Here is a 252-nt window from a genome sequence, read left to right on the forward strand (position 1 = left end):
TTCAATACATTTCATTCTTCATACATACGTTAAAAATAAAAAAGATTGTAGAAAAACATGAGTTTCTCTACAATCTGGACACCTTTTTCAAAAAGGTGTCTTAACTGGGCTAGCTGGATTCGAACCAACGCATGACGGAGTCAAAGTCCGTTGCCTTACCGCTTGGCTATAGCCCAAAAATGGTGGAGGGGGGCGGATTCGAACCGCCGAACCCGGAGGGAGCGGATTTACAGTCCGCCGCGTTTAGCCACT

General features: G+C 45.6%; 1 tRNA gene. It reads right to left on the bottom strand.

From position 1 onward, the window contains the following. Positions 1-104: 104 nt before the first annotated feature. Positions 105-176, bottom strand: a tRNA-Gln gene (locus R0K30_RS22765). Positions 177-252 lie beyond the last annotated feature (76 nt).

The organism is Bacillus sp. SIMBA_154, assembly GCF_046536015.1.
In the GTDB taxonomy this organism is placed as follows: Bacteria; Bacillota; Bacilli; order Bacillales; family Bacillaceae; genus Bacillus; species Bacillus pumilus_P.